At 71.8% G+C, this 23,494-nt stretch carries 20 protein-coding genes; 16 read left to right on the forward strand and 4 right to left on the reverse strand.

The features are described from left to right. Window positions 1–162: 162 nt before the first annotated feature. The 14 genes from ACZ51S_RS29055 to nuoN are packed head-to-tail and all read left to right on the forward strand — an operon-like array spanning window position 163 to window position 16,162. Window positions 163–522 (forward strand): NADH-quinone oxidoreductase subunit A, encoded by a 360-nt coding sequence (locus ACZ51S_RS29055; protein WP_249767272.1) that lies wholly within the window; start codon window positions 163–165, stop codon window positions 520–522. Between the two features lie 14 nt (window positions 523–536). After that, window positions 537–1,091: a NuoB/complex I 20 kDa subunit family protein gene (locus ACZ51S_RS29060; protein WP_007265818.1), complete on the forward strand. Its 555-nt coding sequence runs from the start codon at window positions 537–539 to the stop codon at window positions 1,089–1,091. Further along, on the forward strand, window positions 1,088–1,810 hold the full coding sequence (locus ACZ51S_RS29065) for an NADH-quinone oxidoreductase subunit C (RefSeq protein ID WP_388943229.1): 723 nt from the start codon (window positions 1,088–1,090) through the stop codon (window positions 1,808–1,810). Before ACZ51S_RS29060 ends, ACZ51S_RS29065 begins: the two co-directional genes overlap by 4 nt. Continuing rightward, on the forward strand, window positions 1,810–3,150 hold the full coding sequence (locus tag ACZ51S_RS29070; RefSeq protein ID WP_468172607.1) for an NADH-quinone oxidoreductase subunit D: 1,341 nt from the start codon (window positions 1,810–1,812) through the stop codon (window positions 3,148–3,150). The genes ACZ51S_RS29065 and ACZ51S_RS29070 overlap by 1 nt, the downstream gene beginning before the upstream one ends. Window positions 3,151–3,203: 53 nt before the next feature. Further along, window positions 3,204–3,932 carry an NADH-quinone oxidoreductase subunit NuoE gene (gene nuoE, locus ACZ51S_RS29075; RefSeq protein WP_468962437.1) on the forward strand — a complete coding sequence of 243 codons (729 nt, stop codon included), beginning with the start codon at window positions 3,204–3,206 and terminating at the stop codon, window positions 3,930–3,932. Then, the gene (gene nuoF / locus ACZ51S_RS29080) at window positions 3,932–5,350 is read left to right on the forward strand and encodes an NADH-quinone oxidoreductase subunit NuoF (protein WP_468477053.1); all 1,419 of its coding nucleotides are present in this window, start codon (window positions 3,932–3,934) and stop codon (window positions 5,348–5,350) included. Before nuoE ends, nuoF begins: the two co-directional genes overlap by 1 nt. Beyond that, window positions 5,347–7,857 (forward strand): NADH-quinone oxidoreductase subunit G, encoded by a 2,511-nt coding sequence (locus ACZ51S_RS29085; RefSeq protein ID WP_468477052.1) that lies wholly within the window; start codon window positions 5,347–5,349, stop codon window positions 7,855–7,857. Before nuoF ends, ACZ51S_RS29085 begins: the two co-directional genes overlap by 4 nt. Further along, window positions 7,854–9,251: an NADH-quinone oxidoreductase subunit NuoH gene (gene nuoH / locus ACZ51S_RS29090; RefSeq protein WP_468477051.1), complete on the forward strand. Its 1,398-nt coding sequence runs from the start codon at window positions 7,854–7,856 to the stop codon at window positions 9,249–9,251. Before ACZ51S_RS29085 ends, nuoH begins: the two co-directional genes overlap by 4 nt. After that, a complete protein-coding gene (gene nuoI / locus ACZ51S_RS29095; protein ID WP_468803666.1) occupies window positions 9,244–9,873 on the forward strand; it encodes an NADH-quinone oxidoreductase subunit NuoI in 630 nt (209 codons plus the stop codon). The genes nuoH and nuoI overlap by 8 nt, the downstream gene beginning before the upstream one ends. Continuing rightward, window positions 9,870–10,682 (forward strand): NADH-quinone oxidoreductase subunit J, encoded by an 813-nt coding sequence (locus ACZ51S_RS29100; RefSeq protein WP_388943251.1) that lies wholly within the window; start codon window positions 9,870–9,872, stop codon window positions 10,680–10,682. The genes nuoI and ACZ51S_RS29100 overlap by 4 nt, the downstream gene beginning before the upstream one ends. Then, window positions 10,679–10,978: an NADH-quinone oxidoreductase subunit NuoK gene (gene nuoK / locus ACZ51S_RS29105; RefSeq protein ID WP_030864698.1), complete on the forward strand. Its 300-nt coding sequence runs from the start codon at window positions 10,679–10,681 to the stop codon at window positions 10,976–10,978. Before ACZ51S_RS29100 ends, nuoK begins: the two co-directional genes overlap by 4 nt. 12 nt (window positions 10,979–10,990) lie before the next feature. Continuing rightward, window positions 10,991–12,931 carry an NADH-quinone oxidoreductase subunit L gene (gene nuoL / locus ACZ51S_RS29110; protein WP_468962439.1) on the forward strand — a complete coding sequence of 647 codons (1,941 nt, stop codon included), beginning with the start codon at window positions 10,991–10,993 and terminating at the stop codon, window positions 12,929–12,931. Between the two features lies 1 nt (window position 12,932). Continuing rightward, on the forward strand, window positions 12,933–14,519 hold the full coding sequence (locus ACZ51S_RS29115; RefSeq protein WP_468477048.1) for an NADH-quinone oxidoreductase subunit M: 1,587 nt from the start codon (window positions 12,933–12,935) through the stop codon (window positions 14,517–14,519). Continuing rightward, window positions 14,516–16,162 (forward strand): NADH-quinone oxidoreductase subunit NuoN, encoded by a 1,647-nt coding sequence (gene nuoN / locus ACZ51S_RS29120; protein ID WP_388943261.1) that lies wholly within the window; start codon window positions 14,516–14,518, stop codon window positions 16,160–16,162. The genes ACZ51S_RS29115 and nuoN overlap by 4 nt, the downstream gene beginning before the upstream one ends. A 76-nt stretch (window positions 16,163–16,238) precedes the next feature. Here nuoN and ACZ51S_RS29125 read toward each other — a convergent pair whose 3' ends face one another. The 3 genes from ACZ51S_RS29125 to fahA all read right to left on the reverse strand — a co-directional run bounded on the left by ACZ51S_RS29125 (window position 16,239) and on the right by fahA (window position 18,918). After that, window positions 16,239–16,862: a hypothetical protein gene (locus tag ACZ51S_RS29125; RefSeq protein ID WP_468477047.1), complete on the reverse strand. Its 624-nt coding sequence runs from the start codon at window positions 16,860–16,862 to the stop codon at window positions 16,239–16,241. 103 nt (window positions 16,863–16,965) lie between these two features. Beyond that, on the reverse strand, window positions 16,966–17,538 hold the full coding sequence (locus tag ACZ51S_RS29130) for a hypothetical protein (RefSeq protein WP_468477046.1): 573 nt from the start codon (window positions 17,536–17,538) through the stop codon (window positions 16,966–16,968). Window positions 17,539–17,691: 153 nt separating this feature from the next. After that, window positions 17,692–18,918: a fumarylacetoacetase gene (gene fahA / locus ACZ51S_RS29135; protein ID WP_468803667.1), complete on the reverse strand. Its 1,227-nt coding sequence runs from the start codon at window positions 18,916–18,918 to the stop codon at window positions 17,692–17,694. A 141-nt stretch (window positions 18,919–19,059) separates the two neighbouring features. Here fahA and ACZ51S_RS29140 point away from each other — a divergent pair, with 141 nt between their 5' ends. Next, complete coding sequence (locus ACZ51S_RS29140) at window positions 19,060–19,869, forward strand: Cof-type HAD-IIB family hydrolase (RefSeq protein ID WP_468699878.1); 810 nt, start codon at window positions 19,060–19,062, stop codon at window positions 19,867–19,869. A gap of 6 nt (window positions 19,870–19,875) precedes the next feature. Here ACZ51S_RS29140 and ACZ51S_RS29145 read toward each other — a convergent pair whose 3' ends face one another. Continuing rightward, window positions 19,876–21,885 carry a CocE/NonD family hydrolase gene (locus ACZ51S_RS29145; protein WP_468962441.1) on the reverse strand — a complete coding sequence of 670 codons (2,010 nt, stop codon included), beginning with the start codon at window positions 21,883–21,885 and terminating at the stop codon, window positions 19,876–19,878. A gap of 390 nt (window positions 21,886–22,275) precedes the next feature. Between ACZ51S_RS29145 and ACZ51S_RS29150 the strand changes: the two genes are divergently transcribed. After that, the gene (locus tag ACZ51S_RS29150; protein WP_388943278.1) at window positions 22,276–23,286 is read left to right on the forward strand and encodes a polyprenyl synthetase family protein; all 1,011 of its coding nucleotides are present in this window, start codon (window positions 22,276–22,278) and stop codon (window positions 23,284–23,286) included. Window positions 23,287–23,494 lie beyond the last annotated feature (208 nt).

Consider the following 23,494-nt stretch of genomic DNA (forward strand, 5'->3'; position numbering starts at 1 on the left):
GCAGATCACAGAGCAGCGGGCATAAGATGCGCACCAGTCCGGCTTGTGAACTGCCTCACATGCGATCGGCCCCCGCTTCCGGGGACTGCCTTCGAGGGGGCGGGGCACTCGGTGCCGGCGCAGCGGCCCAACGGTCAAGGACGACTGGAAGGAGCGAGGAGCGTGAATGCGTACGCACCCATCCTCGTGCTCGGCGCCATCGGCGCAGGGTTTGCGATCTTCTCCGTGGTCATGGCCACGCTGATCGGCCCAAAACGGTACAACCGGGCGAAGCTCGAAGCCTACGAGTGCGGCATCGAGCCCACCCCGATGCCCGCCGGCGGCGGTCGCTTCCCCATCAAGTACTACCTGACGGCGATGCTCTTCATCGTCTTCGACATCGAGATCGTCTTCCTCTACCCCTGGGCCGTCACCTTCGACGCCCTGGGGATCTTCGGGCTCGTCGAGATGCTGCTCTTCGTGCTCACCGTCTTCGTCGCCTACGCCTACGTGTGGCGGCGCGGCGGCCTGGAATGGGACTGAGGGGCTGAATTCCCATGGGACTGGAAGAGAAGCTGCCGAGCGGCTTCCTGCTCACCACCGTCGAACAGGCCGCGGGCTGGGTGCGGAAGTCATCCGTCTTCCCGGCCACCTTCGGCCTCGCGTGCTGTGCCATCGAGATGATGACCACCGGCGCCGGCCGCTACGACCTGGCCCGCTTCGGCATGGAGGTCTTCCGCGGCTCCCCGCGCCAGGCCGACCTGATGATCGTGGCGGGACGCGTCAGCCAGAAGATGGCGCCGGTACTGCGCCAGGTCTACGACCAGATGCCCGCCCCCAAGTGGGTCATCTCCATGGGCGTGTGCGCCTCTTCGGGCGGAATGTTCAACAACTACGCGATCGTCCAGGGCGTCGACCACATCGTCCCGGTGGACATCTACCTGCCCGGCTGCCCGCCCCGCCCCGAGATGCTGATGGACGCGATCCTCAAGCTCCACCAGAAGATCCAGGGCTCGAAGCTCGGCGTGAACCGGGAAGAGGCGGCGCGCGAGGCGGAGGAGGCCGCCCTCAAGGCCCTCCCCACCATCGAGATGAAGGGGCTCCTTCGGTGAGCGACGACCCGGCCGTCGAGAACGGCAACAACGTCCCCGCTCCCCGGGCCGTCACCGGACCCGAGGTGATCGGCGTCCGCAAGGGCATGTTCGGCGCCGGGAACGGCGGCGACACCAGCGGCTACGGCGGCCTCGTGCGCACCGTGGCCCTGCCCGGGGCGAGCACCCGCCCGTACGGGTCCTACTTCGACGAGGTCGTCGACGAGCTGGAAGGCGCCCTGGAGGAGCAGGGCCTGCTCCCGGACAACGCCATCGAGAAGACCGTCGTCGACCGGGGGGAGCTGACCCTCCACATCGCCCGCGAGCACCTCGTGCGCGTCGCCTCCACCCTGCGCGACGACCCGGCCCTGCGCTTCGAGCTCTGCACCGGCGTCTCGGGGGTGCACTTCCCCGGCGACAAGGGCCGCGAGCTGCACGCCGTCTACCACCTGCGCTCGCTCACCCACGGCCGGATCCTGCGGCTGGAGGTGTCCGTCCCGGACGGCGACCCGCACCTGCCCTCGCTCGTCGGCGTCTACCCGACCAACGACTGGCACGAGCGCGAGGCCTACGACTTCTTCGGCCTGGTCTTCGACGGCCACCCGGCCCTCACCCGGATCATGATGCCGGACGACTGGCAGGGCTTCCCCCAGCGCAAGGACTACCCGCTCGGCGGGATCCCCGTCGAGTACAAGGGCGCCCAGATCCCGGCTCCCGACCAGCGGAGGTCGTACAGCTGATGTCCCCCACGTCGAACCACGCAGAGAACCCCGCGGCCTCCCGCGACACGACCGAGGGCACCGTCTACACCGTCACCGGCGGGGACTGGGACGAGATCGTCCGGTCGGCGGCCAAGGCCGACGACGAGCGGATCGTCGTCAACATGGGCCCGCAGCACCCCTCCACCCACGGAGTGCTCCGCCTGATCCTGGAGATCGACGGCGAGACCGTCACCGAGGCCCGCTGCGGCATCGGCTACCTGCACACCGGCATCGAGAAGAACCTCGAATTCCGGAACTGGACGCAGGGCACCACCTTCGTGACGCGCATGGACTACCTGACGCCGTTCTTCAACGAGACGGCGTACTGCCTCGGCGTCGAGAAGCTGCTCGGCATCACCGACCAGATCCCCGACCGCGCCACCGTCATCCGCGTCCTGCTGATGGAGCTGAACCGGCTCTCCTCGCACCTGGTGTGCATCGCCACCGGCGGCATGGAGCTGGGCGCGACCACGATCATGATCTACGGGTTCCGGGACCGCGAGCTGATCCTCGACGTCTTCGAGCTGATCACCGGCCTGCGCATGAACCACGCCTTCGTCCGCCCCGGCGGCCTCGCCCAGGACCTGCCCCCCGGCGCGGTCGACCAGCTGCGCGAGTTCGTCAGGACGATGAAGAAGAACCTGCCGGAGTACGACAAGCTCGCCACCGGCAACCCGATCTTCAAGGCCCGCATGCAGGACGTCGGCTACCTCGACCTCACCGGCTGCATGGCGCTCGGCGCCACCGGCCCCATCCTGCGCTCGGCCGGCCTGCCGCACGACCTGCGCAAGGCGGAGCCGTACTGCGGCTACGAGGACTACGAGTTCGACGTCCCCACCACCGAGAGCTGCGACTCCTACGGACGCTTCCTGATCCGCCTGGAGGAGATGCGCCAGTCGCTGCGGATCGTCGAGCAGTGCCTGGACCGGCTGGAGCCGGGCCCGGTGATGGTCGCCGACAAGAAGATCGCCTGGCCGGCGCAGCTCGCCCTGGGCCCCGACGGCCTCGGCAACTCCCTCGACCACATCAAGAACATCATGGGCACCTCCATGGAGGCCCTCATCCACCACTTCAAGCTGGTGACCGAGGGCTTCCGGGTGCCGGCCGGGCAGGCGTACGCGGCCGTCGAGTCACCCAAGGGCGAGCTCGGCGTCCACGTCGTCTCCGACGGCGGCACCCGCCCTTACCGGGTCCACTTCCGCGACCCGTCCTTCACCAACCTGCAGGCCATGGCCGCGATGTGCGAGGGCGGCCAGGTCGCCGACGTCATCGTGGCCGTCGCCTCCATCGACCCCGTGATGGGAGGCGTCGACCGATGACCGCCGTGCCTTCTGGAGGGGGTACCCCCCAGACCGCCCCCCTCAGCCTGGGGATGCCCCAGCTGCCCGCCCCCGACTACCCGGCCGAGGTGCGCGAACGACTGGCGGCCGACGCCGCCGAGATCATCGCCCGCTACCCCGACAGCCGCTCCGCGCTGCTGCCGCTGCTGCACCTGACCCAGTCCGAGGAGGGCTACGTCTCGCGCACCGGCATCCGCTTCTGCGCCGAGACCCTGGGCCTGACCACGGCCGAGGTCACCGCCGTCGCCACCTTCTACACGATGTACCGGCGCAAGCCCTCCGGGGACTACCAGGTCGGCGTCTGTACGAACACCCTGTGCGCGGTGATGGGCGGCGACGCCATCTTCGACGAGCTCAAGCGGCACCTGGGGGTCGGCAACAACGAGACCACCCCCGACGGCAAGGTGACGCTGGAGCACATCGAGTGCAACGCGGCCTGCGACTACGCGCCCGTGGTGATGGTCAACTGGGAGTTCTTCGACAACCAGACCCCCGAGTCCGCCAAGGACCTGGTCGACGACCTGCTGGCCGGCCGCCCCGTCGAGCCGACCCGGGGCGCGCCGCTGTGCACGTACAAGGAGACCGCCCGGATCCTGGCGGGCTTCCCCGACGAGCGCCCGGGAGCGGTCGAGGCGAGCGGCGGCGCGGGCCCCGCCTCCCTGATCGGCCTGCGCATCGCGCGCGGCGAGTCCCCGCGCACCCCGATCGTGCACCCGCGCGGCGAGGCCCGCCGGGAGACCGGTACCGAGGGAGGGGAGTGATGAGCGTGTCCGCCAAGGAAAGCCACGGGGGCACCTCCCGGCCGGAGACCGGCGGAGGGACGAGCCCCGAGAAGCTGCTCTCACCGGTGCTGTCGGCCTTCTGGGACGAGCCCGAGTCCTGGACGCTGGAGACCTACCGGCGCCACGAGGGCTACGAGGGCCTGCGCAAGGCCCTCGCCATGACCCCGGACGAGGTGATCGCGTACGTCAAGGACTCCGGTCTGCGCGGACGCGGCGGCGCCGGCTTCCCCACCGGGATGAAGTGGCAGTTCATCCCGCAGGGCGACGGAAAGCCGCACTACCTCGTCGTGAACGCGGACGAGTCGGAGCCGGGAACCTGCAAGGACATCCCCCTCCTCTTCGCCAATCCGCACGCCCTCATCGAGGGAATGATCATCGCCTGCTACGCGATCCGCTCGGAGCACGCCTTCATCTACCTGCGCGGCGAGACGGTCCCCGTACTGCGGCGCCTGCACGAGGCGGTGCGGGAGGCCTACGCCGCCGGATACCTCGGCAAGGACCTCGGGGGCACCTCCCGGCCGGAGGCCGGGGGAGGCACCGGCCGCAACCTCGACATCACCGTGCACGCGGGAGCGGGCGCGTACATCTGCGGCGAGGAGACGGCACTGCTCGACTCCCTCGAAGGCCGGCGCGGCCAGCCCCGGCTGCGTCCCCCCTTCCCCGCCGTCGAGGGGCTCTACGCCTGCCCCACCGTCGTCAACAACGTCGAGTCCATCGCCTCCGTTCCCGCGATCTTCAACAGGGGCAAGGACTGGTTCAAGGCGATGGGGACGGAGAAGTCCCCCGGCTTCACCCTCTACTCGCTGTCCGGGCACGTCGCCGGCCCCGGCCAGTACGAGGCCCCCCTCGGCATCACCCTGCGCCAGCTCCTCGACATGAGCGGCGGGATGCGCCCCGGGCACCGGCTGAAGTTCTGGACCCCGGGCGGCTCCTCCACGCCCATGTTCACCGACGAGCACCTCGACGTCCCCCTCGACTACGAGGGCGTCGGCGCCGCCGGCTCGATGCTCGGCACCAAGGCGCTCCAGTGCTTCGACGAGACCACCTGCGTGGTACGCGCCGTCACCCGCTGGACCGAGTTCTACGCCCACGAGTCCTGCGGCAAGTGCACCCCCTGCCGCGAGGGCACGTACTGGCTCGTCCAGCTGCTGCGCGACATCGAGGCGGGCAAGGGCGTCATGTCCGACCTCGACAAGCTGAACGACATCGCCGACAACATCAACGGCAAGTCCTTCTGCGCGCTCGGCGACGGCGCGGCCAGCCCGATCTTCTCCTCGCTGAAGTACTTCCGCGAGGAGTACGAGCAGCACATCACCGGCAAGGGCTGCCCCTTCGACCCGGGGAAGTCGACCCTCTGGGCGGACGGTCCCCTCAAGAACACCGAGGTGAACGCATGACCGTCACCACGAACGCCCCGGCGGGCGGCGGCGAGACGGGGAAGCGTCCGCAGGACGCGGACAACACGGTCTCCCTGACCATCGACGGCATCGAACTGTCCGTCCCCAAGGGAACCCTGGTCATCCGGGCCGCCGAGCAGCTCGGCATCGAGATCCCCCGGTTCTGCGACCACCCCCTCCTCTCTCCGGCCGGTGCCTGCCGCCAGTGCATCGTCGAGGTCGAGGGCCAGCGCAAGCCGATGGCCTCCTGCACCATCACCTGCACCGACGGCATGGTCGTCAAGACGCAGCTGACCTCCCCGGTCGCCGACAAGGCCCAGCGCGGGGTGATGGAGCTGCTGCTCATCAACCACCCGCTGGACTGCCCCGTCTGCGACAAGGGCGGCGAATGCCCGCTGCAGAACCAGGCGATGTCGCACGGCAACGCCGAATCCCGGTTCGAGGGCCGCAAGCGGACGTACGAGAAGCCCGTCCCGATCTCCACGCAGGTGCTGCTGGACCGCGAGCGGTGCGTGCTGTGCGCGCGCTGCACCCGCTTCTCCAACGAGATCGCCGGCGACCCGATGATCGAGCTGCTGGAACGCGGCGCGCTCCAGCAGGTCGGCACCGGTGAGGGCGACCCCTTCGAGTCGTACTTCTCCGGCAACACCATCCAGATCTGCCCCGTCGGCGCCCTCACCTCGGCCGCCTACCGGTTCCGCTCCCGCCCCTTCGACCTCGTCTCCTCCCCGAGCGTGTGCGAGCACTGCGCGGGCGGCTGCGCGACCCGTACCGACCACCGGCGCGGCAAGGTGATGCGCCGCCTCGCCGCCGAGGACCCCGAGGTCAACGAGGAGTGGATCTGCGACAAGGGCCGCTTCGCGTTCCGCTACGCGCAGCGCCCCGACCGGCTGACCACCCCGCTGGTGCGCGGCACGGACGGCGTGCTCGCCCCGGCGAGCTGGCCCGAGGCGCTGGAGGCCGCCGCGCGGGGGCTCACCGCCGCGCGCGGGCGGGCCGGCGTCCTGACCGGCGGCCGGCTCACCGTCGAGGACGCCTACGCCTACTCCAAGTTCGCCCGGGTGGTGCTCGACACCAACGACATCGACTTCCGGGCCCGGGTGCACAGCGCAGAGGAGACCGACTTCCTGGCCGCCGAGGTGGCCGGCAGCGGCAAGGACCTTGACAGTACGGGCGTCACGTACGCCTCCCTGGAGGCGGCCCCCGCCGTGCTCCTCGCCGGCATCGAGGCCGAGGAGGAGGCCCCAGGGGTGTTCCTGCGCCTGCGCAAGGCGCACCGCAAGCACAAGCAGCGGACCTTCGCCCTCGCCCCCTTCGCCACCCCGGGCCTGCGGAAGGCGGGCGGCACCCTGCTGGCCGCCGCCCCCGGCACCGAGCCCGAGTGGCTCGCGGCCCTCGCCACCCGCACCGGCCTGGAGGCCGGCGGCGCCGAGGCCGCGGAGGCGCTGCGCCGGCCCGGCGCGGTCATCGTCGTCGGCGAACGCCTCGCCGGCGTGCCCGGCGCGCTGACCGCCGCCGTGCGCACGGCCACCGCCACCGGGGCCCGGCTGGTGTGGATCCCGCGCCGGGCCGGGGAACGGGCCGCCGTCGAGGCGGGCGCGCTGCCGTCCCTGCTGCCCGGCGGCCGCCCCGCCACCGACCCGCGGGCCCGCCAGGAGGTCGCCGCCGCCTGGGGGCTGGACGAACTCCCGCACCGCTACGGCCGCGACACCGGGCAGATCATCGAGGCCGCCGCCACCGGCGAGCTCCCGGCCCTGCTGGTCGCGGGCGTCGAGGTCACCGACCTGCCCGACCCGGACCGCGCCCGCACCGCGCTGAAGGAGGCCTTCGTGGTCTCCCTGGAGCTGCGGCCCGGTGAGGTCACCGACCACGCGGACGTGGTCCTGCCGGTCGCCGCCGTCGCGGAGAAGGCCGGCACGTTCATCAACTGGGAGGGCCGGGTCCGCCCGTTCGAGGCGGCCCTCAAGCCCGACCAGATGACCCGCCGCCTCGCCCCCGCCGACGCCCGCGTGCTGCACATGCTGGCCGACGCCGCCGACCGGCCCCTCGCGCTGCCCGACGTGCACGCCGTACGGCGGGAGCTGGAGCGGCTCGGTCCGTGGGAGGGGGAGCCCGCGCCCGAGCGGTCCACCGACCCCGAGCCGCTGCCCCGCCCCGGCACGGGCGAGGCCGTCCTCGCCGGCCACCGGCTGCTGCTGGACCTCGGCCGGCTCCAGGAGGGCGACGAGGCCCTGGCCGGGACCCGGCACGAGGCCTGCGCCCGGCTCTCGGCCGACACCGCCGCCGAGACCGGCGTCAAGGACGGTGACCTCCTCGCCGTCACCGGCCCGGCGGGCGCGGTGCAGCTCCCGCTGCGGATCACCGAGATGCCCTACCGGGTGGTGTGGCTCCCGCTGAACTCCACCGGCTCCGGTGTCCTCGCCGACACCGGCGCCCGCCCCGGAACCCTCGTACGGATCGGCCCGGCCGGGGCCGGACCTGCGGCCGACGCGGAGGTACGACCGTGACCCACCTCGCCCAGTTCGCGGCGCAGTCGCCGCACGTCCTGGCCGCCGAGGACCTGACCCTGTTCGGCAGGGACGTCTGGTGGCTGGTCCTCGTCAAGGCGGTGTTCTGCTTCGCCTTCCTGATGGTGACGGTGCTCTTCTCCATCGTGTGGGAGCGCAAGGTCGTCGCCTGGATGCAGCTGCGCATCGGCCCCAACCGGCACGGCCCCTGGGGCATGCTCCAGTCGCTCGCCGACGGCGTGAAGCTGATGCTCAAGGAAGACGTCATCGTCAAGCGGGCCGACAAGGTCGTCTACGTCCTCGCGCCGATCATCGCGGCGATCCCGGCGTTCATGGCCATCGCGGTGATCCCCTTCGGCCCCGCGGGCAACGAGGTGTCCATCTTCGGCCAGCGCACCACGATGCAGCTGACCGACCTGCCGATCGCGATGCTCTACGTCCTCGCGGTCGCCTCGGTCGGCATCTACGGCATCGTCCTCGCCGGCTGGTCCTCCGGATCCACCTACCCGCTGCTCGGCGGCCTGCGCTCCTGCGCGCAGATGATCTCGTACGAGATCGCGATGGGCGCCGCCTTCGCCTCGGTGTTCCTCTACTCCGGGTCGATGTCGACCTCGGCGATCGTGGAGGCGCAGGCGGACCGCTGGTACATCGTGCTGCTGCCGGTGTCCTTCATCATCTACGTCGTCACGATGGTCGGCGAGACGAACCGCGCCCCCTTCGACATGCCGGAGTCCGAGGGCGACCTGGTCGGCGGCTTCAACACCGAGTACTCCTCCATCAAGTTCGCGCTGTTCATGCTGGCCGAGTACGTCAACATGGTCACCGTCTCGGCGGTCTCGGTCACCCTCTTCCTGGGCGGCTGGCGGGCCCCGGCGCCGATCTCCACCTACTGGGAGGGCGCGAACCACGGCTGGTGGCCGATGCTCTGGTTCGTCCTCAAGGTCCAGCTGCTGCTGTTCTTCTTCATCTGGCTGCGCGGCACGCTCCCCCGCGTGCGCTACGACCAGCTGATGAAGCTCGGCTGGAAGGTCCTGATCCCGGTCTCCGTGACCTGGCTGATGCTGGTCGCCACCGTCCGGGCGCTGCGCAACGAGCGCTACGACTTCAGCGAGATCGTCCTGTACGTCGGGGGCGCGGTCCTCGCGGTCCTGCTCGTCTCCTCCGTCGCGGACCACTTCCGGGACCGGCGGGAGAAGGCCGCCGCCGCCGAGGCCGCGAAGGCCGCCGCGGCCGAGCCCTTCGATCCGATGGCGGGCGGGTTCCCCGTACCGCCCAAGCCGGGCCAGCACCTGGCACCCGTACCGCGCCGACGTCCCCGCGGCGAGCGGGAGCTGATTGTCAGTGGCGGGGCGAATACTGACAGTGACCGAGAGGAGGGTGCTGACCATGTCTGACGCGGACCGGAGCGAGCAGTGGCAGAACCCGGTGGCCGGCTTCGGCGTGACCTTCAAGGCCATGTTCAAGAAGCGGCTCACCGAGCAGTACCCGGAGCAGCAGAAGACCACCGCCCCGCGCTTCCACGGACGGCACCAGCTCAACCGCCACCCCGACGGCCTGGAGAAGTGCATCGGGTGCGAACTGTGCGCCTGGGCCTGCCCCGCCGACGCGATCTACGTCGAGGGCGCGGACAACACCGAGGAGGAGCGCTACTCCCCGGGCGAGCGGTACGGCCGGGTCTACCAGATCAACTACGCCCGCTGCATCCTGTGCGGGCTGTGCATCGAGGCGTGCCCGACGCGCGCGCTGACGATGACGAACGAGTTCGAACTGGCCGACGCCAGCCGCGAGTCGCTGATCTACACCAAGGAGCAGCTCCTCGCCGGGCTGACCGAGGGCATGGTCGAGGCTCCGCACTCGGTCTTCCCGGGCACCGACGAGCAGGACTACTACCGCGGACTGGTGACGGGCGCCGCCCCGGGCACCGTCCGGCAGGTGGCGGTGTCCAAGGGCGAGACGGCCGAAGCCGACGCCGGGGCTGGGGCCCAGGCCGGCAACACCGAGGAGGTGGGGGCATGAGCGCCCTCGCCGCGGCCGCCGGCGCGACCTCCACCGGGGAGGCCGTGCAGTTCTGGGTCCTCGGGACCGTCGCCGTCATCGGCGCGCTGTGCACGATCCTGATGAAGAAGGCCGTGCACAGCGCCCTGTGCCTGGCCGGGACGATGATCATCCTGGCGGTCTTCTACCTCGCCAACGGGGCGTACTTCCTGGGCGTGGTCCAGGTCGTCGTCTACACCGGCGCCATCATGATGCTCTTCCTCTTCGTGGTCATGCTCGTCGGCGTCACGGCGGCCGACTCGCTGAAGGAGACCCTCAAGGGGCAGCGCTGGATGGCCGCCCTGTGCGGGCTCGGCTTCGGCATCCTGCTGATCGCCGGCCTCGGCAACGCCGGCCTCACCCACTTCAACGGGCTCGGCCGGGTCAACTCCGCCGGGCACGTGGAGGGCCTCGCCGAACTGATCTTCACCCGCTACATCTTCGCCTTCGAGCTCACCGGCGCCCTGCTGATCACGGCGGCCGTCGGCGCGATGGTGCTCACCCACCGCGAGCGCACCGAGCGGGCCGCCACCCAGCGCGAGCTCGCCGAGAAGCGCGTACGCGAGGGCGTGCAGCTCCCGCCGCTGCCGGCGCCCGGCGTCTACGCCCGGCACAACGCGGTGGACATCCCCGGCCTGCTGCCGGACGGCACCCCCTCCGAGCTGACCGTCAACAAGACGCTCCGCGCCCGCGGCCAGATCCGCGACGTGTCCGGCCAGGCCCTGGACGACCTCAAGGCGCTGGAGCAGAGCTCCGCGGAGCGCCTCGGCCGAGAGGAGGCCTCGAAGTGAACCCGGTCAACTACCTGTACCTGGCCGCCCTGCTGTTCACCATCGGCGCGGCCGGCGTACTCATCCGGAAGAACGCCATCGTGCTGTTCATGTGCGTCGAGCTGATGCTCAACGCCTGCAACCTCGCCTTCGTGGCCTTCTCCCGGATGCACGGCAACCTCGACGGCCAGATCATCGCGTTCTTCACGATGGTCGTCGCCGCCGCGGAGGTCGTGGTGGGCCTCGCGATCATCGTGTCGCTGTTCCGTACCCGCCACTCGGCCTCGGTCGACGACGCCAGCCTGATGAAGCTGTAAGGGGCGTTCACAGTGGAGAATCTGATTGCGCTGCTGGTGGCGGCGCCCCTGCTCGGAGCGGTGGTGTTGCTGTGCGGCGGCCGGCGCCTCGACAAGGCCGGCCACTGGATCGGCACCCTGCTCGCGGCCGTCTCCTTCGGGATCGGCGCCGCCCTGTTCGCCAGCATGCTGGGGCGCGGCGCCGAGGACCGGGCCCTGCACCAGCGGCTGTTCAGCTGGGTGCCGGTGGAGGGCTTCCAGGCGGACATCGCCTTCCAGCTGGACCAGCTGTCGATGACCTTCGTCCTGCTCATCTCCGGGGTGGGCACGCTCATCCACGTGTACTCGATCGGGTACATGGAGCACGACGAACGCCGCCGCCGCTTCTTCGGCTACCTCAACCTGTTCGTCGCGGCGATGCTGCTGCTCGTCCTCGCCGACAACTACCTCCTGCTGTACTTCGGCTGGGAGGGCGTGGGCCTCGCCTCGTACCTCCTGATCGGCTTCTGGCAGCACAAGCCCAGCGCGGCCACCGCCGCCAAGAAGGCCTTCCTGGTCAACCGGGTCGGCGACATCGGCCTGTCGATCGCCATCATGCTGATGTTCACCACCTTCGGGACCTTCGCCTTCGGGCCGGTGTTCGCCTCCGCCGGTGACGCCTCCGAGGGCATGCTGACGGCGATCGGCCTGATGCTGCTGCTCGCCGCCTGCGGCAAGTCGGCGCAGGTACCGCTGCAGTCCTGGCTCGGCGACGCGATGGAGGGCCCGACCCCGGTCTCGGCCCTGATCCACGCCGCCACCATGGTCACCGCAGGCGTCTACCTGATCGTCCGCTCCGCCGCGGTCTTCAACGGGGCGCCGGACGCACAGCTCGCCGTCACCGTCGTCGGCGCGGTCACGCTCCTCTTCGGTGCGATCGTCGGTTGCGCGAAGGACGACATCAAGAAGGCCCTCGCCGGGTCGACGATGTCGCAGATCGGCTACATGATCCTCGCCGCCGGCCTCGGCCCGGTCGGCTACGTCTTCGCGATCATGCACCTGGTGACGCACGGCTTCTTCAAGGCCGGACTCTTCCTCGGCGCCGGTTCCGTCATGCACGGCATGAACGACGAGGTCGACATGCGCAAGTACGGCGGCCTGCGGAAGTACATGCCGGTCACCTTCGCCACCTTCGGCCTCGGCTACCTCGCCATCATCGGCTTCCCGGGACTGTCCGGCTTCTTCTCCAAGGACAGGATCATCGAGGCTGCCTTCGCGAAGGGCGGCACCGAGGGATGGATCCTGGGCGGATTGGCCCTGCTGGGCGCCGCCATCACCGCCTTCTACATGACCCGCGTCATGCTCCTCACCTTCTTCGGCGAGAAGCGCTGGCAGCCCGCCCCCGACGCCGACCGGGCGCCGAGCGCCGAGCCGGCCGCCGAGCACCACGCGGGACAGCTTCCCCACCCGCACGAATCCCCGAAGTCCATGACCGTCCCCATGATCGTGCTGGCCTTCGGCTCGGTCTTCGCGGGCGGCTTCTTCGGGATCGGCGACCGCTTCCTGAACTGGCTGGAGCCGGTCACCGGGCACGAGCACGGGCACCCGCCCGTCAGCGCCCTGACGGTCACCCTCGCCACGATGGCGGTCCTCGCCGTCGGAGTCGCCATCGCCTGGGCCATGTACGGCCGCAGGCCCGTCCCCGTGGTCGCGCCCCGGGGCAGCTGGCTCACCCGGGCGGCCCGCCGCGACCTCCTCCAGGACGACTTCAACCACGTCGTCCTGGTCCGCGGCGGGGAGCACCTGACCCGCTCCCTCGTGTACCTCGACCACAGCGTGGTCGACGGAGTGGTCAACGGCACGGCCGCCTCGGTCGGCGGCCTCTCGGGCCGGCTGCGCAAGCTCCAGAACGGCTACGCCCGCAGCTACGCGGTCTCGATGTTCGGGGGCACGGCGATCCTGATCGCCGCGACCCTGCTGATGAGGGCGGTGTGAAATGAGTTTCCCGCTTCTGACGGTGACGGCCGCGGTCCCCGCGGCCGGCGCGATCCTGACGGCGGCCGTCCCGGCCGCCCGCAGGACCGTCGCCAAGTGGCTCGCGCTGCTCTTCTCGCTGGCCACGCTGGCCCTGGCCGTCATGGTCGCGGTCCGCTTCGAGCCCGGTGGCGCCCGCTACCAGCTCACCGAGTCCCACGCCTGGATCGCCGACTTCGGCGTCCGCTACGACCTGGGCGTCGACGGCATCGGCGTGGCGCTCATCGCGCTCACCGCGCTGCTGATCCCCTTCGTCATCCTGGCCGGCTGGCACGACGCGGACCCGCTGGAGACCGCGTCTTCCCGCTGGCGGCCGACCCAGGGCTTCTTCGCCCTGATCCTGCTGGTCGAGGCGATGGTGGTGATCTCCTTCGAGGCCACCGACGTCTTCCTCTTCTACATCTTCTTCGAAGCCATGCTCATCCCGATGTACTTCCTCATCGGCGGCTTCGGGGACCGCGCCCACGCGGGCTCCGACGAGAACGCGGCCGCGCAGCGCTCGTACGCGGCGGTCAAGTTCCTCCTCTACAACCTGGCCGGCGGTCTGATCATGCTGGCCGCCGTCATCGGGCTGTACGTGGTCGCCGGCAGCTTCTCCCTCCCGGAGATCGCCGCCGCCCGCGCCGCGGGCACCCTGGAGATGGCGACCGACACCGAACGGCTGCTCTTCCTCGGCTTCTTCCTCGCCTTCGCCGTGAAGGCCCCGCTGTGGCCGCTGCACACCTGGCTGCCCAACGCGATGGGCGAGGCCACCGCCCCGGTCGCCGTCCTCATCACCGCGATCGTCGACAAGGTCGGCACCTTCGCGATGCTCCGCTTCTGCCTCGGACTCTTCCCCGAGGCCAGCAAGTGGGCCACCCCGGTGATCCTCGTCCTGGCCCTCGTCAGCATCGTCTACGGCGCGCTGCTCGCGGTGGGCCAGCGGGACATCAAGCGGCTGATCGCCTACGCCTCGATCTCCCACTTCGGTTTCATCATCCTGGGCATCTTCGCGATGACCTCCCAGGGCCAGTCGGGCGCCACGCTCTACATGGTCAACCACGGGATCTCCACGGCGGCGCTGATGCTGGTCGCCGGCTTCCTGATCTCCCGGCGCGGCTCGCGGCTCATCGCCGACTACGGCGGCGTGCAGAAGGTGGCCCCGGTCCTCGCCGGAACCTTCCTGGTCGGCGGCCTCGCCACCCTGTCCCTGCCGGGCCTCGCACCCTTCGTCAGCGAGTTCCTCGTCCTCGTCGGCACCTTCGCCCGGTACCCCGTCGTCGGCATCATCGCCACCGTCGGGATCGTGCTGGCCGCGCTGTACACGCTGGTGCTCTACCAGCGCACCATGACCGGCCCCGTGAAGGAGGAGGTCCGCACCATGCCGGACCTGCGCGCACGGGAACTGCTCGTCATCGCCCCCCTGATCGCGCTGCTGATCGGACTGGGCGTCTACCCGAAGGTGCTGACGGACATCGTCAACCCGGCGGTGGAGCACACCATGTCGGACGTGAAGCTGACGGACCCGAAGCCCGAGCTGTCCATCCAGAACGTGGAGGCGGCCAAGTGATCGCTGCCCAGAGCCTGCTGACGCTGGCGGCCGACGGACCGGCCGACCGGATCCCGGCCCCGCACATCGAGTACGCACAGCTCGCGCCCACGCTCATCGTGGTGGGCGCGGCCGTCCTCGGAGTCCTCGTCGAGGCCTTCGTACCGCGCAAGTCCCGCTACTACGTCCAGGTGTTCCTCGCCGTCGCCGCGCTGGCCTCGGCCTTCGCGGCGGTCGTCGGCCTCGCGGCCGGCGGGTACGGCGGCACCAAGGCGCAGATCGCGGCCATGGGCGCCATCGCCGTCGACGGCCCGGCGCTCTTCCTCCAGGGCACCATCCTGCTGGCCTCGATCGTGGCCGTGTTCACCTTCGCCGAGCGCCGCCTCGACCCGAAGGCGCACGGCAGGCGGGTGGACTCCTTCGCCGCACAGGGCGCGTCCGTCCCGGGCAGCGACAGCGAGAAGGCCGCCGTCAAGGCGGGCTTCACCACCACCGAGGTCTTCCCGCTGGCCCTGTTCGCGGTCTCCGGCATGCTGATCTTCCCCGCCGCGAACGACCTGCTGACGCTGTTCATCGCACTGGAGGTCTTCTCCCTCCCGCTGTACCTGCTCTGCGCCCTCGCCCGGCGCCAGCGGCTGATGTCGCAGGAGGCGGCGGTCAAGTACTTCCTCCTCGGCGCCTTCTCGTCGGCCTTCCTCCTCTTCGGCATCGCGCTGCTCTACGGGTACGCGGGATCGGTCTCCTACGCGGTGATCGCCGACGTGGTGGACGGCACCGTCGCCCGGATCGACCCGGCCCTGGCCTCCACCATGGGCAACGACGCGCTGCTGCTCATCGGCGGCGCGCTGATCCTGATGGGCCTGCTGTTCAAGGTCGGCGCGGTCCCCTTCCACATGTGGACCCCGGACGTCTACCAGGGCGCCCCGACCCCGGTCACCGGCTTCATGGCGGCGGCGACCAAGGTGGCCGCCTTCGGCGCGCTGCTGCGGCTGCTGTACGTGGTCCTGCCCGGCCTGCGGTGGGACTGGCGGCCGGTGATGTGGGGCGTCGCCATCGTCACGATGCTCGCGGGCGCGGTGATCGCCGTGACCCAGACCGATGTGAAGCGGCTCCTGGCGTACTCCTCGATCGCGCACGCCGGGTTCATCCTGGCCGGTGTGATCGCCACGTCGGAGGAGGGCGTCAAGTCCGTCCTGTTCTACCTGGCCGCCTACTCCTTCGTGACCATCGGCGCCTTCGCGGTGGTCACCCTGGTCCGCGACGCGGGCGGCGAGGCGACGCACCTGTCGAAGTGGGCGGGCCTGGGGCGGCGTTCGCCGCTGACGGCGGCCGTCTTCGCGGTGTTCCTGCTGGCCTTCGCCGGCATCCCGCTGACCTCCGGCTTCGCCGGGAAGTTCGCGGTGTTCAAGGCGGCGGCGGAGGGCGGCGCCGGGGCGCTGGTGGTCGTCGGTGTGGTCTCGTCGGCGATCGCCGCGTTCTTCTACATCCGGGTCATCGTGCTGATGTTCTTCAGCGAGCCGAAGGCCGACGGCCCGACGGTCGCCGTCCCCTCGCCGCTGACGATGACCACCATCGCGGTGGGCGTCGCGGTCACCCTGGTCCTGGGCCTGGCCCCGCAGTACTTCCTGGACCTCGCGGGACAGGCGAGCACCTTCGTACGCTGACCCGGTACCGCGGACAGCAGGGCCCGGCCCCCTCGGGGGCCGGGCCCTTCGCCGTTCCGGTGCCCCGTGCCCGTGCCTAGTGCCCGTGGCCGTGACCGGGGGCCGGCGGGGTGGTTCCCGCGGCGGGCTTCTTCGGGGGGCAGCTCAGGCCGGGATTCCAGTTGTGGAAGCGGCCGGCGGGGTTCTTCTCGTACGCCCACATGTGGAGGTCGTAGTGCTTGGGCATGCCCGGCCAGTGGCCGGGCATGGGGCCGTCGAAGGGCAGCCCGAACATGCGGGGCCGGTCGTCGGTGGTCTTGAGGTCCTGGTCCCGGTCGGTGGACATCCACTCCACCGTCTGGAGCTTGCGGCGCCCGTGCCGGTCCTTCTCGGTGCTGTAGAGGAGCGCGGTCGGCCTGGCGGGGTCCGTGGAGCCCCAGTTGGCCTGCTTGACGTAGTGGTAGCCCATGGTGCCGACGCCGAACGGGTTGGTCATGCACTCCTGGCCGTGCGGGACGTAGCCGTCCCTGAGGGCCGCCCGCTCGTCCACGTACTTCGCGGTCGCCGCGATCGCCGTGGCCATGTCGCGCATCGCCTGCTTGTCGCGGGGGTCGGGCGCGGGCCCTTCGACCGCCTGGGCCGGGGGGAGGGCGGCGAGGAACAGCGACGCCGCGGCGGCGGAGGCGGCGAACAGGGCCTTGGCGGTGCGCGGTAGGGGCATGGGAGCTCCTGGTGGTCGGGGGTCCCGGAGGGCTTTCGTCCACCATCGCGGGGAGGCGGGGGCCGCGCACGCGGCGGGCCCCCGAACGGGGGGCGGCGCGGAGCTAAGGGGTGGCGGCGGGTACGGCGGGGCGGGGGCGGGTGGTGCCGGGCCGGCAGACGACCGACGGGTTGAAGGGCTCGAACCGCCCCGAGGGGTTCTTCTTCCACAGCCACAGGTGCAGCGAGTAGTGCACCTTCTGGCCCGCGTACCGGGCGGGGAGCGGGCCGCGGAAGGGCTGCCCGAAAAGGGCGGGGCGGTCGTCGTCGGTGTCCATGCGGCCGTCGCGGTCCACGACCATCCATTCGAGGCCGGCGAGCCGCCAGCGCCCCGCGCCGTCGCCCTCGTAGAGCAGGGCCGTGGGCTTCGCGGGGTCGGTGGAGCCGTCGTAGGCGTGGTTGAAGTGCGGGTAGCCGAGGGCCCCGCCGCCTTCGCCCGGGTTGACGACGCAGTACCGGTCGGGGACGTAGCCGGCGGCGACGGCCTTCCGGTGGTCGTGGTACTTGGCGGTGGCCCGGTAGGTCGCGGCCAGTTGGGCGTTGGGCGTCGCCGTGGGGGCGGCGGGGGCGGCGCCGAGCGTGAGGGAGGCGGTGGCCGCGAGGGCCAGGGGAGCGAGCTTTGCGGTACGAGAGGCCATGCGAGCAGCGTCACCGCGGCTCCCGGCCCCCGCCACCCGGGCGGTGCGGGCGGAGTAGGCGCGCCGGGGCGGTACGCCCGACCGGCGGCGGCGGGGCGGCGGGGCGGCGGGGCGGCTGGGGCGGCGGGGGAGGCCCGCCGCCCCTCGTGCGTCCTACCGGGCGGCGGTGATGCGGCCGGTGACCTCGCCGAGGCCGACGCGGGTGCCGTCGGCGCCGGGGGCCCACGCGGTGAGGGTGACGGTGTCGCCGTCCTCCAGGAAGGTGCGCTTGCCGTCGGCGAGCTCGACGGCGTCGCGGCCGTTCCAGGTGAGCTCCAGCAGCGAGCCCCGCTGGTCGGGCTCCGGGCCGCTGACCGTGCCGGAGCCGTACACGTCGCCGGTGCGCAGCGAGGCGCCGTTGACGGTCATGTGGGCCAGCTGCTGGGCGGCCGTCCAGTACATCGAGGCGAACGGCGGCCGGGCGACCTCCTCCCCGTTGATGGAGACGCTGATGCGGAGGTCGAAGCCGCCGGGGCGGTCGACGCCGGCGTCGTCGAGGTAGGGCAGCAGCGGGAAGTCCCGGGCGGGCGGGGCGACCCGGGCCGCGTCCAGGGCCTCCAGGGGGGTCACCCAGGCGGAGACGGAGGTGGCGAACGACTTGCCGAGGAACGGGCCGAGCGGCACGTACTCCCAGGCCTGGATGTCGCGCGCGGACCAGTCGTTGAGGAGGAACAGCCCGAAGACGTGTTCCTCGAAGTCGCCGAGCGCGACCGGACGGCCCATTTCCGAGGGGGTGCCGACGACGAAGCCGACCTCGGCCTCGATGTCGAGCTTCACGGACGGCCCGAAGACCGGCGCCGGGTCGGCGGGTGCCTTGCGCTGCCCCGACGGCCGCACCACATCGGTGCCGGAGACCACGATCGTGCCCGACCGGCCGTGGTAACCGATGGGCAGGTGCTTCCAGTTGGGGGTGAGCGCGTCCCCGTCCGGGCGGAAGATCCGTCCGACGTTGGTGGCGTGGTGCTCGCTCGCGTAGAAGTCGACGTAGTCGGCGACCTCGTACGGCAGGTGCAGGGTGACCGCGTCCAGCGGCAGCAGGTGCGGCTCGACCGTCCCACGGTGCCCGGGGTCGGTGACCCACGCGGTCAGCGCGCGGCGCACGTCGCGCCAGGCGGTCCGGCCGGCGGCCAGCAGCGGGTTGAGCGAATCCTGGGCGAGCAGCCCGCCGTACGGGGACCCGAGGGCGACGGCCACCGCCCCCGCGTCGAGCACGTACCCGCCGAGGCGCACGCCGACGCGGCGGCGCTCCGGCTCCGCCGGGGTGGAGAACACGCCGTAGGGGAGGTTGTGCGGCCCGAACGGGTCGCCCTCGGGGACGTCGAGGGGGCTCTGCTGGGGCATGGGGTGCTGCCTCGCTTTCGAGGGGGGCCGGGGGTGTCCCGGGGGCTGGCTGACACGTTACGTGGCGCGTGGGGTCTGTGGGAGGCCGGATTCGGGCGCTATTTGTAGGACTTGTCCAAGGGGGTCCGTATCCTTGGCGGGGTGACTTCCGCCCTCCCCTATGCCTTGATCGCCACCGACCTGGACGGGACTCTGCTGCGCGCCGGTGACACCGTCTCCGCCCGCTCCTGCACGGCGCTCGCGACGGCGCGCGCGGCCGGTGCCCGGCACATCGTCGTCACCGGCCGCCCCGTCCCACAGATCCGGCACGTCCTCGACGACCTCGGCTACACGGGGCTCGCGGTGTGCGGGCAGGGTGCGCAGGTGTACGACGCGGCGCGCGGAATCCTGCTGCACTCCGTCGCGATGGACCGGGGCCTGGCCGAGGTGGCCCTCGGCAAGATCGAGGCGGAGATCGGCGAGGTGTACGTGGCCGTCAACCAGGAGGGGCTGGACGCGGAGATGCTGGTGGGGCCGGGCTACCGGATGCCGCACCCGCACCTCCCGATGGTGCGGGTGCGCGGGCGGGGCGAGCTGTGGTCGTCGCCGATCAACAAGGTGCTGCTCCAGCATCCCCGGCTGGACGACGACGAACTGACGCGGGTGGCGCGGTCGGTGGTCGGTGACCTGGTGAACGTCACGATGGCGGGGGAGCACACGGTGGAACTCCAGCCGCCGGGCGTCGACAAGGCCAGCGGGCTCGCGCGGGCGGCGTCGGTGCTGGAAGCCGCGGCGGAATCGACGATCGCCTTCGGCGACATGCCGAACGACATCCCGATGTTCGCGTGGGCCGCGCACGGGGTGGCGATGGCGAACGCCCACCGGGAGCTGGTGGCCGTCGCCGACGAGGTGACCCTGTCGAACGAGGCGGACGGCATCGCGGTGGTGCTGGAGCGGCTGTTCCGCTCGTGACGCGGCTCAGCCCGCCGCGCGCGGCAGGCGGCGTTCCCACGTGCGGTGGAAGACGACCTCCTCGCCCTCACGGCAGACGACCTCGTCCGACGTGAGGAAGCCGCCCTCGTCGCACGAGATCTCCGACCGGGTCTCCACCCGCGCGTCCCACCCGTCCTCCGGGCGGTGCAACCGGATCCGCCAGTCCGAGCGGGTGCGGGCGGACAGCGCGTCGGCCTGCTGGATCTCGTACACCTCCGTCGCCTCCTCCTCGTACTCCAGCCCGTCCGGGTACACCCGCGTCCCCCCGTGCCGGGGGTCCACCTCCAGCCGCCACACCCCGCGCGCGACGTCGCGTACGGCCACCCGCTCGGGGCGCGGCGCGTCCAGCGTCTCCGGGTGGACCACCCCCAGCGGCTCGGCCTGTTCCGGCGGCTCGAAGGCGATGCCCGCGTCCAGGGAGGAGGCGGCGCGGACCGGGAGTTCCAGCGTGCTGCCCGCGGGGTCCAGGGTCCAGCCCGCCTCCGAGCCGGCCCGCGGCCAGATCCACGGCCAGTACGCGGAGGACACCGCGAGCCGGATCCGGTGCCCCGGCGGGAAGGAGTGGCCGATGCCGTTGAGCTCGAAGGTGACGTCCTCGTACGCGCCCGCCCGCCACGGCGCCGCCCGGTCCGCCCCGTACCGCGCCGACAGGTTCAGCGCCCCCCGCGTGACCAGTGTCGACGCCCCGTCGGGGGCGACGTCGCACAGCCGCGCCACGACCTGTCCGTACGGGACGTCCATCCGCAGCCGCAGCGTCACCGACGGCCGCCCCAGGACCTCCACCGGCTCGCCCGTGTCCACGGGCACGGGGAACTCGAAGCAGGCGGACTTCGCGTCCTCCTCCCGCTGGTCCGGCGGCAGGTCGGCGTCGTCGCCGACGGGGCGGTAGCGCCCGGCGTCGAGCCCGGTGTGCTGCGGCGAGGCCACCGTCACCGGCGGGCCCTGGAGCCCGTACGAGACGGGCACGACCGAGGGCGACGGCCACGCCTTCTCGCCGGCCCAGCGGCCCGGCAGCCGGTCGTACACGGTGGCCGGCGGGTGCGAGCCGCTGATCCACGCGCGCAGCAGCGGTTCGTCCAGCACCCCGTTGTCGGCGCCCTTCAGCCAGTGGTCCCACCAGCGCAGGGTCTCCTGGAGGAAGCCGATGGCCGGTCCCGGCGGCAGCTCCCGGTCCGGGTACTGGTGCGACCAGGGCCCGATCAGGCCCCGCACCCGGGAGGCGGGCAGGTGGGAGACGAGCCGCAGCACCGCGTCCCGGTGGGGGTCGTGCCAGCCGCCCACGGCGAGGACCGCCGCGCCGATCGCCGCGTACTCCTCGCGGACGCCGCCGTGGCGCCAGTAGGCGTCGCGGGTCTGGTGCGAGAGCCAGGTGTGGACCGGCGGTTCCACGCCCTCCAGCCGGTCCAGCCACTGCTCCCGCCAGCCGTCGCCGGCGTGGCGCGGGTCGGGCGGGCGGGCGGCGAGGGCCAGCGCCATGGCGGACCGGGCGTGCATGCCCGCGGCCAGTACCGACCCGCCCGTGTAGCAGGCGTCGTTGTCGTAGGGGTCGTCCGTCGAGCAGACGGTGACGACGGCCTTCAGCGCCTCCGGCGCCAGGGCGGCGATCCGCAGGGCGTCGCGGCCGCCCCGGGAGATGCCGATCATCCCCACCGCTCCCGTGCACCACGGCCGCGCGGCCAGCCACTCCACCACCGCGGCCCCGTCGGCGATTTCGAGCGCGTCGTGCGCGCCGCCGGAGCGGCCCCCGCTGCACCCGTGGCCGCGTACGTCCACCCGTACGGAGGCGTAGCCGTGCCCGGCGTACCAGGGGTGGCGCTGGCGGTCGCGGGGCGCGGTGCAGTCGGTCAGCCGGTCGGGGAGGTACTCCAGCAGGGCGGGCACGGGTTCGTCCGTCACGGGGCGCCAGACGCGGGCGTGGAGCCCGACCCCGTCCGGCATCGGGATCCGGACATCCTCGTGGGCGGTGGCGTACGGGAAGTCGGTACGGATGATCATCGGTTTTCCCTCACCGGCCCCTCGGCGGACGGGGCCGAACGGGCCGTCGTCAACCGGCCGATACGCGCCAGGGGGGTGGCGGGCGCGGCGGAACCGCGGCACCCGTCGGCGACCCGTCGGGCGGCCGCGGCCGGCGGGCGGGCGAAGGCCCCGGTGCTTCCGGCCCCGGGCCCGCCCCTATCGGTGACAGTTCTGGACAAAACGTGTTCTCCGGTTGTTTCGGCTCTCACCGAACATACCGGGATGGATCGGACTGCGCGTGTGCGGCAACCGGACAGGCGCTCTCGGTGATCGAAAACAGACCGGATACGCTGGCTTGAGTGATGGCAGCGACACATCGACAATCCAGGTGATCGTCAGCGTGATCGTCAGCAGACAGGAGTACCCCTCGTGACCGTCGTCGGGCCGTTCGGACTGAGCGTGCGGGACCAGGCTCTTGAGACCGATGTCCAGGCCGGACTGGCCGCCGTCGAGGCGGGTCTGCTGGAGGCCACCAAGAGCGAAGTCCCCTTCATCACCGAGGCCGCGCAGCATCTGGTGCGCGCCGGGGGCAAGCGGTTCAGGCCGCTGCTGGTGATGCTGGCCTCCCGCTTCGGCGACCCCTACGCGCCCGGCATCGTGCCGTCCGCCGTGGTCGTGGAGCTCACCCACCTGGCGACGCTCTACCACGACGACGTCATGGACGAGGCGGACGTACGCCGTGGGGTGGAGAGCGCCAACGCCCGCTGGGGCAACTCCGTCGCGGTCCTGACGGGTGACTTCCTCTTCGCCCGCGCCTCGCACATCCTCGCGGACCTCGGGCCGGAGGCCGTGCGCATCCAGGCCGAGGCCTTCGAGCGGCTCGTCACGGGCCAGATCCTGGAGACGGCCGGTCCGCGCGACGGCCGCGACCCCGTCGCGCACTACCTGGACGTCATCGCCGGCAAGACCGGCTCGCTGATCGCCGTCTCCGGCCGCTTCGGCGCGCTCATGTCCGGCGCCGACGAGTCCGTCGTCGACATCCTGACCCAGTACGGCGAGCGCCTCGGCACCGCCTTCCAGCTCGCGGACGACGTCCTCGACATCGCCTCCGACTCGCACGAGTCCGGCAAGACCCCGGGCACCGACCTGCGCGAGGGCATCCCGACCCTGCCCGTGCTGCGGCTGCGCGAGACGGCCGCGCGGGACCGTCGCCCCGAGGACCTGGAGCTCGTGGCCCTGCTGGACGGGGACCTCACGGACGACGCCCGGCACGCCGAGGTCCTCTCCCGGCTGCGGGTGCACCCCGCGCTGGAGCAGGCCCGCCGCGACACCGTCCAGTACGCGGAGGACGCGCGCGCCACGCTCGCCCCGCTGCCGGAGTGCTTCGCGAAGTCGGCGCTGGAGGAGCTGTGCGACGCGGTGGTCCACCGCGCCGGCTGACCTCCGCCCCCCTCCGCGGCGGAAGGGCCCCCGCGCCCCGCGACCCCTACGGGTCCGGGGAGCGGGGGCCCTTCCCGTGTCATCCCACGGTCGTACACGGAGTTGATTCCGGGGACTGACGCCCCGAGTCCGCCGATTTGGTCAGATGGAGACATCGAATCCCACCGGAACGGGTGAGTGCGGCGCCACGGGGGCCGCCGCCGTAGAC

The sequence above is a fragment of the Streptomyces sp. NPDC034043 genome (genome assembly GCF_055575675.1).

Bases quoted from the DNA above. Each gene is read 5' to 3' on its own strand.
- ACZ51S_RS29060 (WP_007265818.1), top strand. From the start codon at position 537: ATGGGACTGGAAGAGAAGCTGCCGAGCGGCTTCCTGCTCACCACCGTC.
- ACZ51S_RS29125 (WP_468477047.1), bottom strand. From the start codon at position 16,862: ATGCCCCTACCGCGCACCGCCAAGGCCCTGTTCGCCGCCTCCGCCGCC.
- ACZ51S_RS29070 (WP_468172607.1), top strand. From the start codon at position 1,810: ATGTCCCCCACGTCGAACCACGCAGAGAACCCCGCGGCCTCCCGCGAC.
- nuoE (WP_468962437.1), top strand. From the start codon at position 3,204: ATGCCCCAGCTGCCCGCCCCCGACTACCCGGCCGAGGTGCGCGAACGA.
- ACZ51S_RS29085 (WP_468477052.1), top strand. From the start codon at position 5,347: ATGACCGTCACCACGAACGCCCCGGCGGGCGGCGGCGAGACGGGGAAG.
- nuoI (WP_468803666.1), top strand. From the start codon at position 9,244: ATGTCTGACGCGGACCGGAGCGAGCAGTGGCAGAACCCGGTGGCCGGC.
- ACZ51S_RS29115 (WP_468477048.1), top strand. From the start codon at position 12,933: ATGAGTTTCCCGCTTCTGACGGTGACGGCCGCGGTCCCCGCGGCCGGC.
- nuoF (WP_468477053.1), top strand. From the start codon at position 3,932: ATGAGCGTGTCCGCCAAGGAAAGCCACGGGGGCACCTCCCGGCCGGAG.
- ACZ51S_RS29145 (WP_468962441.1), bottom strand. From the start codon at position 21,885: ATGATCATCCGTACCGACTTCCCGTACGCCACCGCCCACGAGGATGTC.
- ACZ51S_RS29130 (WP_468477046.1), bottom strand. From the start codon at position 17,538: ATGGCCTCTCGTACCGCAAAGCTCGCTCCCCTGGCCCTCGCGGCCACC.
- ACZ51S_RS29100 (WP_388943251.1), top strand. From the start codon at position 9,870: ATGAGCGCCCTCGCCGCGGCCGCCGGCGCGACCTCCACCGGGGAGGCC.
- fahA (WP_468803667.1), bottom strand. From the start codon at position 18,918: ATGCCCCAGCAGAGCCCCCTCGACGTCCCCGAGGGCGACCCGTTCGGG.